Source organism: Bradyrhizobium sp. AZCC 1693 (genome assembly GCF_036924745.1).
Classification (GTDB): Bacteria; Pseudomonadota; Alphaproteobacteria; order Rhizobiales; family Xanthobacteraceae; genus Bradyrhizobium.
Map to the genome: position 1 here is coordinate 2,062,414 of NZ_JAZHSD010000001.1, position 13,170 is coordinate 2,075,583.

The 13,170-nt window shown below is 59.7% G+C and carries 8 protein-coding genes and 1 pseudogene; 4 read left to right on the top strand and 5 right to left on the bottom strand.

Annotated features, from left to right (window positions below; genetic code table 11):
* The first annotated feature begins 66 nt into the window (after positions 1–66).
* On the top strand, positions 67–894 hold the full coding sequence (locus tag V1293_RS10140; protein ID WP_334509017.1) for an FAD binding domain-containing protein: 828 nt from the start codon (positions 67–69) through the stop codon (positions 892–894).
* Entirely contained in the window at positions 891–3,614 is a 2,724-nt protein-coding gene (locus V1293_RS10145) for a molybdopterin-dependent oxidoreductase (protein WP_334509019.1), read from the top strand. Before V1293_RS10140 ends, V1293_RS10145 begins: the two co-directional genes overlap by 4 nt.
* Positions 3,615–3,944: 330 nt before the next feature.
* Here V1293_RS10145 and V1293_RS10150 read toward each other — a convergent pair whose 3' ends face one another.
* Entirely contained in the window at positions 3,945–4,628 is a 684-nt protein-coding gene (locus V1293_RS10150; RefSeq protein WP_334509021.1) for a response regulator transcription factor, read from the bottom strand.
* Between the two features lie 657 nt (positions 4,629–5,285).
* On the opposite strand from V1293_RS10150, the gene V1293_RS10155 reads away from it, so the two are divergent.
* Both V1293_RS10155 and galE read left to right on the top strand, forming a co-directional pair.
* Positions 5,286–6,164, top strand: a complete 879-nt coding sequence (locus tag V1293_RS10155) for a response regulator transcription factor (protein WP_334509023.1) — start codon at positions 5,286–5,288, stop codon at positions 6,162–6,164.
* A gap of 443 nt (positions 6,165–6,607) precedes the next feature.
* Positions 6,608–7,618: a UDP-glucose 4-epimerase GalE gene (gene galE, locus V1293_RS10160; protein ID WP_334509024.1), complete on the top strand. Its 1,011-nt coding sequence runs from the start codon at positions 6,608–6,610 to the stop codon at positions 7,616–7,618.
* Between the two features lie 187 nt (positions 7,619–7,805).
* On the opposite strand, the gene V1293_RS10165 is transcribed toward galE, so the two are convergent.
* The 4 genes and pseudogenes from V1293_RS10165 to V1293_RS10180 form a co-directional block, all read right to left on the bottom strand.
* A complete protein-coding gene (locus tag V1293_RS10165; protein WP_334509025.1) occupies positions 7,806–9,977 on the bottom strand; it encodes a hypothetical protein in 2,172 nt (723 codons plus the stop codon).
* Positions 9,872–10,333 (bottom strand): annotated as a pseudogene (locus V1293_RS36140) (hypothetical protein); the annotation flags it as partial. The pseudogene V1293_RS36140 and the gene V1293_RS10165, both read right to left, overlap by 106 nt.
* A 203-nt stretch (positions 10,334–10,536) precedes the next feature.
* Positions 10,537–11,541, bottom strand: coding sequence for a UDP-glucuronic acid decarboxylase family protein (locus V1293_RS10175; RefSeq protein ID WP_334509028.1), 1,005 nt, complete (start codon positions 11,539–11,541; stop codon positions 10,537–10,539).
* Between the two features lie 135 nt (positions 11,542–11,676).
* Positions 11,677–13,026: a polysaccharide biosynthesis/export family protein gene (locus V1293_RS10180; RefSeq protein ID WP_334509031.1), complete on the bottom strand. Its 1,350-nt coding sequence runs from the start codon at positions 13,024–13,026 to the stop codon at positions 11,677–11,679.
* Positions 13,027–13,170: the final 144 nt, after the last annotated feature.

The following is a 13,170-nucleotide window of genomic DNA, read 5'->3' on the forward strand; positions in this document are numbered from 1 at the left end:
ATTTGGCGCTGGACTTGCAAGACTTCATAGCCGGAGATGCGTCTATTTGAAAGCGTTGGTGTATCCATGGACCTGAACACCGTTGCCGCGGTTGTCCATCCGACGACGCGGGATCAATTGCCCGTTTGGACGGCAGGCGATGCTTGGCTCGCCGGCGGGACCTGGCTGTTCTCGGAACCGCAGGCCCATCTGACGCGGCTGACCGATCTTACCGACCTGAAATGGCCGGCGCTGGCCATCAGTGAGACCGGACTTTCAATCGCGGCGACCTGCACAGTGGCGCAGCTCGATGCGCTGGCCTGCCCGCCGGAATGGATCGCCTCGCCGCTGATCAACCAGTGCTGCAGCGCGTTTCTCGCCTCCTTCAAGATCTGGAAGACGGCCACCGTCGGCGGCAACATCTGCATGTCGCTGCCGGCGGGGCCGATGATCTCTCTCAGCTCGGCGCTCGACGGTGTCTGCACGATCTGGCAGGCCGGCGGCGGCGAGCGGAAAATTCCCGTCGCCGATTTCGTCACCGGCGATCAGCGTAACGTACTCGCGCCGGGCGATCTGTTGCGGCAAATCGAGATCCCGCTTGCGGCCTTGAGGCGGCGCTCGGCGTTCCGCCAGATTTCGCTGACGCCGATCGGCCGCTCGGCGGCGCTGCTGATCGGCAGCGTGACCCGCGACGGTCGATTGGCGCTGACGATAACGGCATCGACCAAGCGGCCTGTTCGATTGTCTTTTGAGGGAATCCCGAACAGCAAAGAATTGGGCGAAGCGATTTTGCAGCGCACTGCCGACGATCTCTATCACGACGACGTTCACGGCAAGCCAATATGGCGCAAGCATATGACGCTGCGGCTTGCGGAAGAAATCCGCGTCGAATTGCAGGACACGGCCTACGCATGACGTTCCAGATCAACGGCAAGGAGTTTTCCGAATCCCCGCGAGCCGGGCAGTGCCTGCGGACGTTCCTGCGCGAACTCGGGCATTTCGGCGTCAAGAAGGGCTGCGACGCCGGCGATTGCGGCGCCTGCACCGTGCTGATCGACGGCGAGCCGGTGCATAGTTGTCTGATCCCGGCCTTCCGCGCCGACGGTCACGCAGTGACGACGATCGAAGGCCTTGCGCCGGATGGTGGCATCCATCCGATGCAGCAGGCGTTCCTGGATGCGCAGGGCTTTCAATGCGGCTTCTGCACATCAGGCATGATCTTGACCTGCGCATCGCTGAACCAGGCGCAGCGGCAGGACCTCGGCGCCGCGCTGAAAGGCAATATCTGTCGCTGCACCGGCTATCGCTCGATCGAGGATGCGCTGAACGGCAAGAACAACATCGAAGACGCCGCCGCGGGCGGCGCATTCGGCCGCAGCCTCCCTGCCCCCGCCGGACCGCAGGTGGTGCGCGGCGCGGCGCGCTATACGTTCGATGTCGCGCCGGAAGGTATGCTCCATATCAAGATGCTGCGCTCGCCGCATCCGCACGCCAGGATCATCGCGATCGACAAGACTGCCGCGCTCGCCATTCCGGGCGTGCATACCGTACTGACGTCAGAAGACGCACCGGACCGCTTGTTCTCGACCGCGCGGCACGAGTGGGACTGGATGGACCCGGACGATACAAAGGTGCTCGACAATGTCGTCCGCTTTATCGGACAGAAGGTTGCCGCCGTGATCGCCGAGACCGAAGCCGCCGCGGAAGAAGGCTGCAGGCGGCTCGAGGTTCAGTATGAAGTCCTGCCAGCGGTGATCGGTCCTGCCGCCGCGATCGCACCTGACGCCCCCGTGCTGCACGGTGACAAGACAATCGAAAACCGCGTCGCGAACGCGGGCCGCAATATCGCGGCCGAAATCCATGGCGAGTTCGGCGATGTCGCGGCTGCGCTGGCGCAGGCCGCGGTCACCTTTGAAGGTACGTTCACGACGCAACGGGTGCAGCACGCCGCGCTGGAGACCCATGGCGGCCTCGCCTGGGTCGGTGCCGATGGAATCCTCAATGTCCGCTCCAGCACGCAGGTGCCATTCCTCATTCGGCGTACACTGGCCGACCTCTTCCATCTCCCGCCGGACAGGGTGCGGGTATTCTGTGAGCGCGTCGGCGGCGGATTCGGCGGCAAGCAGGAAATGTTCGTCGAGGACATTCTTGCGCTCGCCGCGCTCAAGACCGGCCGCCCGGTCAAATTCGAACTGACGCGGGAAGAACAATTCATCGCGACCTCGACGCGGCATCCGATGCAGGTCACCGTCAAGGCAGGCGCCGACAAGGACGGCAAGCTCACGGCGCTGCAGCTCGACGTACTCTCCAACACCGGCGCCTATGGCAACCATGCCGGGCCGGTGCTGTTTCATTCGGTCCTCGAATGCATCAGCGTCTATAATTGCCCGAACAAGAAGGTCGACGGCGTCGCCGCCTATACCAACACCGTGCCGGCAGGTGCCTTTCGCGGTTACGGCCTGCCGCAGACGCTGATCGCCGTCGAGGCCGCGATCGACGAGCTGGCAAAACAGCTCGGCATCAGCCCGTTCGAGATGCGCCGACGCAACGTCGTCAAACCCGGCGATCCCATGTTGTCGCCGCCGGAATCCAAATATCACGACGTGCTCTATGGCAGCTATGGCCTCGATCAATGCCTTGATCTGGTCGAGCGCGCGTTGGCCGCCGAGGCGCCGATGCCTTCGCTCTCTGCGGACTGGCTGACTGGGGACGGCATCGCGCTGACCATGATCGACACCGTGCCGCCAGCCGGTCATTTCGCCGATTGCAGCATTTCACTGCGCGAGGATGGCGGCTTCGACCTCACGGTCGGCACCGCCGAATTCGGCAATGGCACCAGCACCGTGCATTGCCAGATCGCCGCGTCCGCGCTGGCGACGACCGTCGATCGTATCCGTCTCCTGCAATCCGACACCGCACATGGCGGCCACGATACCGGCGCCTATGGCAGCGCCGGGACTTTCGTCGCCGGCCGCGCGACGCAGGCCGCGGCCGAGGCGCTGGCCGGCCAACTGAAGCAATTCGCGGCGTCATTGTTGGGCGAGAACCCGGACGCGTGCACGCTCGACAACCATGCTGCGGTCTGTGCCGGACGCCGTACCCCCTTTGCCTTGCTCGCCACGTCCGCGCACGCGCTAGGCAAGATGCTCAGCGCCAGCGGCAATTCGAGTGGCACGCCGCGCTCCGTCGCCTTCAATGTACAGGGCTTTCGCGTCGCCGTGAACAAATACACCGGTGAACTCAAGGTCCTGAAGAGCGTGCAAGCCGCCGATGCCGGCCGTGTCGCCAATCCGATGCAGTGCCGCGGCCAGGTCGAGGGCGGGGTCGCTCAATCGCTGGGTGCTGCGCTCTACGAGGAAATGGTGATCGACGACAACGGCCGGGTCATCAATCCCAAATTCCGCGACTATCATCTGCCATCCTTTGCCGACATTCCCCGCACCGATGTGTTCTTCGCCGATACGTCAGACACGCTGGGGCCAATGGGCGCCAAATCGATGAGCGAAAGCCCGTACAACCCGGTCGCCGCCGCGCTCGGCAACGCCATCGCCAACGCCACCGGTATCCGCTTTACGGCGACCCCGTTCAAGCCGGACCGGCTATGGCCGCTGTTGCATGAGAAGTTTGGCAAGTAGGTTTCGGCCTCGAGAAGACCTTTACCTGCCTTGACCTCTGCGCGACAGGATGAAAAGCCAGTCGGCATGGGGCAAGCAAGTCAGCGCGGTCAGCCCCTGAACGCGATGACCACTGCTTCTTTTCAAATTTTGCAATGCAAGCAGACAGCAGGAACGGATCTTCTCCTATTTCGGAAAGCATTTGCAGATCGCGCCGACCGCCATTGCCGTGCGTACCGTGCAGAAGCCGATGCCACCGATCTGGGGCCAGCAAGATCATCCCTGCGATCAGCCGCGAATTGCGCGTGATCGAGGTGATTCCCATTCGTGCTGCGATGTTCCAGTCTCGCTCTACGTTCGTTCACGACGAATCCGCAATGATTCATGTTCCGGGACGATACCACCACCATCATCCTGCGAGATCGCAATGGCTGCGAGTACCGTCCGGTTGCTGATTTCAAGCTTCTGAAAGATGTGGTGAAGATGCACCTTGATGGTGCCGTCCGTAATCTTCAGGCGTCGGCCAATTTCCTTGTTCGACAGCCCTTCGGACACCAACCGCATGATCTGGCGCTCCCGGTCTGTCAGCACAGCCAGTGCGTTCTCCGAGATTACAGCTTGCTCACGACCTACGGCCTGGTCGGCAGCGGGCGGCGGCAACAGCGGCCCGCCTCCCGCAACCTGGCGCAAGGACTGCACGAGAATTTCGGGCTCCACATCCTTTGAGATGTAGCTGTAACCGTCGGCGGCGGCTGACATGACCAGCTCACGTTCCACTTCAGATGCGGTGAAAAAGACGAACCGCGTGGAAGGATTCTCGGCGTTTACGAGGGAGAGGATCTCCGGCCCGGTCATGCCAGGCATCGAGCCGTCGAGAATAGCTATGTCCGGCGCTAGATTCCGAATTGCTTCGACGCAGGCCGGACCATCGATGCAAGATGCAACAATCTTGAAATCGGAATGGGCCCCAAGCACGTTGCTCAAACCCTGCAACACTACAGGATGCCGATCTGCAATCACGACGGTGATACTCATCGGGCAGTCCTCAGCCTGTCCCCAATGTTAAACCCCGCCCCCCGGCCGTTGTTCATCTCCCCCAGCTCGATGCCCCAATGCATGCAATATATATCGACCAAGGCAGCATGGCTAATGTCGCGTCGCAAAAGCCCGAAGGCGAAGAGGCTTCCCCTTTGCCCGCGCTTCCTCAAGATACTCTACCCATTCCTGGAAGACGAAAGCACCCGTAGAACTGCGGGATTGCTTAGCGCGGTTGGCCTTTTCACCCTCTAATTCGCGCGGATCAGGTGCTGGCAAGCGGTCGCTTCGATCGAAATTTTGCAACGCTCGATGGACTTCGCACTATTAACTCGCCCAGAGAATGCCGCGAACACGTTTACTATTATGAACGACATTTCTTCGCACGTACGGAGGGCGTATACCCAATGGTATATAGGGATAGCGGCAATTCGAATCTAACATTCAACAACGCTTATTAATTTTGGTACCTGTAAATCTACCAACTCGATGTTGTGAAAGGAGAACAACTCTACCCGACTGAAGCTGCCAAATTTCTAGAAACAAGATGACCAAGAAGAAGACTCGATCGATCGAAAAAGCGCTAATTCAAGGCCGAGATTACCGTGTCTTTCGAAGTGTTGATATTGTCAATTGCGTAATGGCTGGGAGAGTAAAATGGCGAGGCGGCAATCTTTTGCAACGTTCATTGTTGGGAAAAGCGTTCTAATCAGAGAGGGAATTGCCAGAATTCTAAGCGCAGCAAATTTTCGTACCCTGGCGTCGGTGTCATGCGCTGACGATTTGTCGCCGGGCAAGCTCCAATCGCACCCATCGCTGGTTCTCATTGTCCATGCGGGTGATGATTTCGAATCCGCGGTTGAACAAATCGAGCTCTTGCGGGAGCGGCATCCGAAAGCACGGATTGCGTTCGTGGCCGATCACTATCGGCTAGACGAAATGGTTTCGGCATTTCGGGCGGGCGCCAGCGGCTACTTCATCGACGTCATGACATGCGATGTATTCATCAAATCCATTGAACTGGTGATGATGGGCGAAACAATCTTCCCGCCGGCATTCATGTCATCCATTCTTCTCGCTGAAAGCGAACACTTCGCCAGGGCAGAGCCACGCAACGACAATGATCCGGCGATCACCGTCACGACGGAGCGCAGCATTACGCAACAACTGTCCCCCCGGGAAAAATCGATCATGCAATGCCTGATCGCGGGCGATTCCAACAAGTCCATAGCGCGCAAGATCGATATCGCGGAGGCGACCGTGAAGGTCCACGTCAAGGCGATCCTCCGCAAGATTCGGGTCCAGAACCGGACCCAAGCGGCAATTTGGGGGATGAACAACGGTTCGCTGGCGCGGCCGATAAATGACGGCGGCAATACAAGCGAGCAATTTCCGGATTCGCTCCCGATGGTTTCCGATATCAAGCAGATTGAGGGATTAGTACGACCGGAGTTGATCGATCAATCCACAAACCGCGTGAAGACTCCCAATATTGGCCGCCTGATGCGCAACGGAACAGCACGGCTTAGCAAATAGGCCGGGCAACTGTCAGGACTCGCGCATCCCCAGTTTCTTGAGGGGAATTGCACCGAAGCTGTCGATTGGGACTGAGCCAGTCGCACGCGACCTTGTGTAGGATAGGATCGACGCCAGTGGCGCTCCAGCCTTCGAGGTTCACTGCGATTTGGATTGATTTGCCCCATACGCTCAGCCGTTCCACTACTTCAACACCGAGTGACCCCTCGTCGATAAATACCCAAGCGCCCTCACATGAGCGTCGATATCGAGCATATGGACGTCATCACGGATGCCAAGTTTCCGTCAGCGTTCGTCGGAAATTCCGCATGACCAGGGTTGCGAGCGCCGCGAGATGGTTCGGCATCGGACGCCGCTACCTGAACCAAGCATAGCTATCTGAGTACCGCGGGTTCTGGTAGCATTGATCATGACCGCGCAAGTACCGAACGGAAAGCTCCGACATGATTTTATTGACCGGAGGCGCTGGCTACATTGGGTCCCATGTCTCTGTCGCGTTGCTTGACGCTGGGCTCGATGTCGTTGCAGTCGATAACCTCTCCAACAGCAACGAAGCGTCTCTCGAACGTGTACAAACCATCTGCGGACGATCGCTCGTCTTTCGACATGCCGACATCCGCAACGAAGAGGCGATCTACGAGATGCTGCGCGCTTACGAAGTGACCGCCGTTATTCACCTCGCGGGGTTGAAGGCGGTGGGCGATTCCAACGTTCGGCCCATGACCTATTACGAGAACAACGTCGTGGGAACGATGCGGCTGGTGTCAGCGATGACGAGAGCAAGCGTGAAGAAACTCGTTTTTAGTTCGTCCGCAACCGTTTATGGCACTCCCGTGTACCTGCCGCTGGACGAACAGCATCCCGTCGGACCGACAAATCCGTACGGGCGCACAAAGCTTTTCATCGAAGAAATACTAAAGGATCTTTATAGATCCGACGACGGTTGGCGGATTGGTGTTCTGCGCTACTTCAATCCGGTTGGTGCGCATGAAAGCGGACTCATCGGTGAAGACCCTCTGGGCGTTCCGAACAACCTGTTGCCGTTCGTGGCGCAAGTGGCAATTGGAAAGCGTGAGAAGCTACACATTTGGGGAAACGACTATGATACTTCGGATGGCACAGGAATCCGAGACTTCATTCATGTCGTGGATCTGGCATCCGGCCATCTAAGTGCTTTGAGCCACCTGAAAGAGCCCGGCGTACTGACCGTCAATCTCGGAACAGGAAACGGCAATAGCGTCCTGGAGGTGATTCGGACATTCGAGGTCGTGAGCGGCAGGCCAATTCCCTACGTGATCGACGAGCGCAGGGTCGGCGATGTTGCAATCTGTTATGCTGATCCGACGGTCGCGAGGAAACTATTGGGTTGGACATCAAAGCGATCATTGACGCAGATGTGTGCCGACCATTGGCGTTGGCAGATGAAAAACCCAAATGGCTATCGTGGGTCTTGAAAGTTCGAGAACAGCCGTGGCCCGTTCATTGAAATCGTCCACGTATAGCGCGGCCTCGCGGCCGCGGCGGGCAACTGTCATAACGCGGCCGTGGATGAGCCAACAACGAGCGTCTCCGCCAATGTAGCGGGGCGCTCCCGCTCAATAAGGCTGTCGCGGACACTTTCCGTGTTCGCCCAAACTGGTGCTACCGCCGTAGCGCCTCAATCCGCGCTTTCGCCTCCGTGATTCCTGCAGCATCGGCTTTCGCGTAGAGGTCTTGCGCTCTGACCGCATCGCCGCGCGTTCCAAGAGTTCCCCATTTGGCCAGGATCAAGGGATCATAGGTTTCGGCGAGCGAGAAGCTTGCCTGGACGCTACCCATCTCGACCGCGCGCTCCAGCACAATCCGCGCCGCGCCTATGTCTCCCTGCCCGACCAGCGCACTCGCACGCGCAAGCAACGCTGCCCCTGCCGCGGCTTTCTTCGAATTGGGCTGGGCATCGCTCCGAGCGCCCGCCACTGGTGCCCGATCGGCGACTGACTTCGCGTTTTCCGCAGGCTTGTCCCGCGCGACCGAGCCAACCGTCACGGCATTGGGTGCAACTTTTTTCGCAAGTGCGAGATCCCGCTCGAGCTGTTCGGCCCGAGCCCGCTCCTGCTGCAGTGAGCTGCGCAACGAGGCCGAGTCGCGCTCCGCCGTCTGCCTGGTCCGCGCGACCTCCTCGCTTGCCTTGGCCGCCAAGGCAGCCTGGGTATCGAGATCGCGACGTGCGGTGACGAGATCCTGTTCCAGCCGCGCCGTCTGATCGCGCCCGTCCTGTGCGGATTTGCGAGGCGACGGCGCACCGCTTGCAGCCGCCTGTCTGAGTTCGGCCGCCTCGTCTTCAACTTTGCGGGCGTGAGCCTCATATGCATACAGCGCGCTGCGCGTCATCGAGAGGCCTTGCGCAAGGGCGTCGGCCCTTTCGCGCTCCTTCCGCATCGATTGCCTCAGCTCGGCAGCATCAGCCTCCGCGGCCCGCTTCGCCCGCAGAACTTCCTCGGGTGCCTTTGCCACCAGTGCTGTCTGAGTTTCGACGTCGCGACGCGCCGCCGCAAGATCCTGCTCCAGCCGTGCCGACCGCTCGCGCTCCTGTTGCAGAGACTTCTGCAGTGCCGCTTCGCTGCTCTCGCTTGCCTGCTTCAGCCGGGACGCTTCCTCGCTTGCTTTCGCCGCCAGTGCCGTCCGGGTCTCTACCTCGCGCTGCGCCGCCGCAAGATCCTGCTCCAGCCGCACGGACCGCTCGCGCCCCTGTTGTAGGGACTTCTGCAGTTCCGCTTCGCTGCTCTCGCTTGCCTGCTTCAGCCGGGACGCTTCCTCGCTTGCTTTCGCCAGTGCCGTCTGGGTCTCTACCTCGCGACGCGCCGCCGCAAGATCCTGCTCCAGCCGCACGGACCGCTCGCGCCCCTGTTGCAGAGACTTCTGCAGTGCAGCTTCGCGGCTCTCGCTTGCTTGTTTCAGCCGGGACGCTTCCTCGCTTTCCTTCGCCGCCAGTGCCGTTTGGGTCTCGACATCACGCCGTGCCGCCGCAAGATCCTGCTCCAGCCGCACGGACCGCTCGCGCCCCTGCTGCAGGGACTTCTGCAGTTCCGCTTCGCTGCTCTCGCTAGCCTGTTTCAGCCGGGACGCTTCCTCGCTTGCATTCGCCAGTGCCGTCTGGGTCTCGACATCACGTCGCGCTGCCACGAGATCCTGTTGCAGCCGCGCAGACCGCTCGCGCTCCTGTTGCAAAGAGGTTTGCACCTCCGCCGTGCCACTCTCCCCCACCTGCTTCAGCCGGGACGCTTGCTCACTCGCCTTCTCCGCCAGCGCGGTCTGCGTTTCGACGTCGCGCCGCGCCGCTGCAAGAGCCTGCTCCAGTCGCTCGGCCCGATCCTGCTCCTGCGCGAGACGTTGCAGCAGTTCGATGTCGCGCCGTGCAATCGTGAGCTCCAATAACAGTGTCTCCGCCCAGTTGTGTTCCCGTTCCGGAGGCTGTCCTGCATTGCCGGTCGTTGCTTGCGCAACCTGCACCGATTTGTCGTCGCTGCTCCTGCCCGGCGGCAGGGGGCCAAAGTCGCCATAACCCGCTATTGCACCGGAATCGAAATTGCGGGCAGCCATCGCGTGTTGTGCATCCGCCAGGTGCCGCGCGTGATCCGGGGAGGACTGGGTTTCCGAAGCCCATGTCATAGCGAGCATGGTCACGGCTATCCATGCGGTCGCGGATCGACCCGGCGTGGGCAGATGCTTCATTGCCTTCTGCGCAAAGGGCGCCTCGGCCGATTCGCTGCGTGAGGCACCCGAGACGTCGCGGGCGGGCTTTGCTTGCTCGTTGAGAATGATGACGCGCCCCATAGGCAATCCCCGTCGCATGGTGGGTGACATGGCCTGTTGCGATGCGTCATTATGCGCCCCACCGATGCGAATCCTATAACTCGCATGGACGACCCCTCCCTACCCCTTTTGGGGGGTAGGCTGCCGAACGTTGTATCGATCTTGCGGGAACTGCGGGTTTCCTTGAGCAACGCGACGCTCGGCGCCTGGCCGGCGCCGACCGGCACGGTCGATTTGGTAACGACCACAGTGAAGCCGGTCAGCGCAGCCGCGATCTCTCGGGCGGCAGCATGGACATAGCTGAGATCGGCGTGACCATCGCCGCGACGCGACGGTGTACCGACCGCGATAAACACGGCGTCGGCTTCGGCGACCGGATCATATCAATGGTGGTGCCAGTCTCGTGGCGTGGAGAAACTTCTTCGCAAGCCGTCAAACGCGCAAAAGCAAAGGCATAAACTGCCGCAAAACTGCTTCGGGGCGGCGCCGGAACTTCGGTCGAGATTCGAAACGTCACGATGGGTGCGCGCTTGTCCCATTGGCGGATTCGCCAGCGACGGAACGGATCAACGCTTTCCGTTTAAGCTGAGATGGCGACCAGATGTGGCTCCTCCTGTTGGTGCGATCGGCGTGCCTGGTCGTAGCGAAAAAATGTAACGGTCGGCCTCAGTCCGTCCTGCAGTCTTACGGTCGGTTGCCAGCCCAATTCGGCTTTGGCGAGGGAAGTATCGGGCCGGCGTTGTCTAGGATCGTCGCGGGGCAGCGGTAGATTGACGAGCTTTGACGAGGACCCGGTTTCAGCGAGCACCAGTTCCGCAAGCTCGCGAATGGTGAATTCTCCTTCATTTCCCAAATTGACTGGTCCGGTGAATGAATCACGACTTTCCATGAGGCGCACAAGACCATCTACCAGGTCATCAACGTAGCAGAATGAACGCGTCTGGCTGCCGTTGCCATAAAGCGTAATCGGCTCGCCGCTGAGTGCCTGAATAATGAAATTGGAAACTACTCGACCGTCAGCCCGATGCATCCGCGGACCGTATGTGTTGAAGATGCGAGCGACCTTGATTTCGACGCCGCATTGTCGGTGATAATCGAAGAACAAGGTTTCGGCGCAACGCTTTCCCTCATCATAGCAGGATCGAGGACCAATGGGGTTCACGTGACCCCAGTAGTCCTCGGTTTGAGGATGAACCGCGGGATCGCCATAAACCTCGCTCGTCGAAGCCTGCAGAATTCGACACTTCAACCGCTTGGCGAGGCCCAACATATTTATCGCGCCGTGTACCGACGTTTTTGTGGTCTGCACCGGATCGTGCTGGTATTGGACCGGCGATGCCGGGCAGGCCAAGTTGTAGATTTCGTCGACTTCGATGTACAAGGGAAAGGTGATATCGTGGCGCAGAAACTCAAAGCGCGCGTTTGCGTGCAAATGTTCAATGTTGTGCTTGGTTCCCGTGAAGAGGTTGTCCACGCAAACAACTTCATGACCGTCGGAAAGCAGTCGATCGATTAAATGGGAACCCAAAAAGCCGGCTCCTCCGGTGACCAAAACGCGTTTGCAGCTATCATAATTACGTCGCATATTACTCTCCGTTCGAAATGAATAGGCCGACGCTGCATTGAGCTATCAGCGTCGCCAGTCACCTCCCAGACGTAGCGCCTCGTTCTGAAGCTATCTCGCGCCGCGAATCGCCTGCGATCGTGTCGGTCCGGCCCATCACCAGGGGGATAGTTGCAGAAAGCCTTGCCTTCGGAGAGGCGCGTCAGGACCATCTTGGTATCGCAAGCTGACCTCGACGGCGTCACCCGGCTGCAACTCCGTATCTTCGCTCGCGATAATCCGTTCCGGCCCTTTCTCGCCCTTTCTAATGATGGCAATGTCCGGCTTACTGCCGGCTCCTCGCGCCAGCTGCGATCGAATCATCGTGGTGTATTGAAGCTTCTCGGCGACGCTCTGCAGCTTCTCGCGAATTTGGTTGAGCCTTAGGCTCGTGTCTTGCAATTCACGCAGCAGCTCGAGCCTCCGCTGATCGTCGAGCTTTGACAGCTTTCTGACGAACTCGTCCTGCTGCTTCTTGACCTGCAGCAGTTGCGCGAAGGTCTGCAGCTTCCGGGTCGATGACAGCAGCACCGCGCGACGCGCATCCGTAACGCGAGGGCTGGTCAAGGAACCCTTGCCAAAGAGGTCGGACGCTTTTTGCAGTTCTTCGAGGTCTGCCTGAAATCCCTCTTCCTCTTTCTTCTGCTGCTCTGACAGCACACGGACCTGGTCGTCTCCCTGTCGAACCCCGCGCTGGAGGAATACCTTTTCCTGCTGATAATCACTTTGCTTCGTCTTCAGATATTCCGTTTCCGCATGGACGATTTCCGAGATCGTCGATCGAGCTATGGGCACGTCCGTCAAAGCCGCTGGATTGAGCTGCGTCCCCTCTCCGAGCTCATTTTTTATGCGCCACATACGAGCCTGTTCTTTGGCGAGTTCTGTCCAAAGCGATCCATACTCGCTTCTCAAGTCTGCTGACTCGAGATACGGGTTATTCATCCTGATACGCATGATGTCGTAGCCGCCTGCCACTGCGACGAGTTGGCGTGCGGTGATGGACGGCCGATAAGAGTATTCACCCGGCTTCGACACGTCCCCGTTTACGTAGACCGGCCTGTATTCCGCGACGATCGTCGTGACCTGATCTGCGTCTATTACGATTACGATCTCGCGGCCATCCGGAGTCCTCTGGCGAAACGCCTTGCTCGCTAATGCGGCGCCGATTTGGGCGCGGATCTGCGGTAGGGGCAGTCCGGCTACTGGAAGCATTCCGACCAGCGGAACCGAAATTTTCCCGTCCATTTGGACCGCAGGACGATGCCGGAGCTCCGGCACGCCCGCCACCGCGATCTCCAGTACATCTCCGATGTTTACCCGATATTCGGCCTTTGCCTGAGTGACGGAAATTGTCAGGCCAACAGTCACCAAGCCCCATTTGAGGCAACCGCCCAGGTTGCTGCCAAAGACATCGACATGAAAGCAATTGCGCGGCATGGCCACAACTCTCTGTACTGACGTGGTCACCGGGTGAAATCCTCCAAGTCTTCTCGCGGAAGGCAGCGCGTCGACATCGCTACTGTGCGAGCAACGTTCAGACACGCGATCCGCAAGACCAACGTTCTATTTACTCCAAGGGCGCCGAGCCGCTCAGTGCCTTCTTCCGCCATG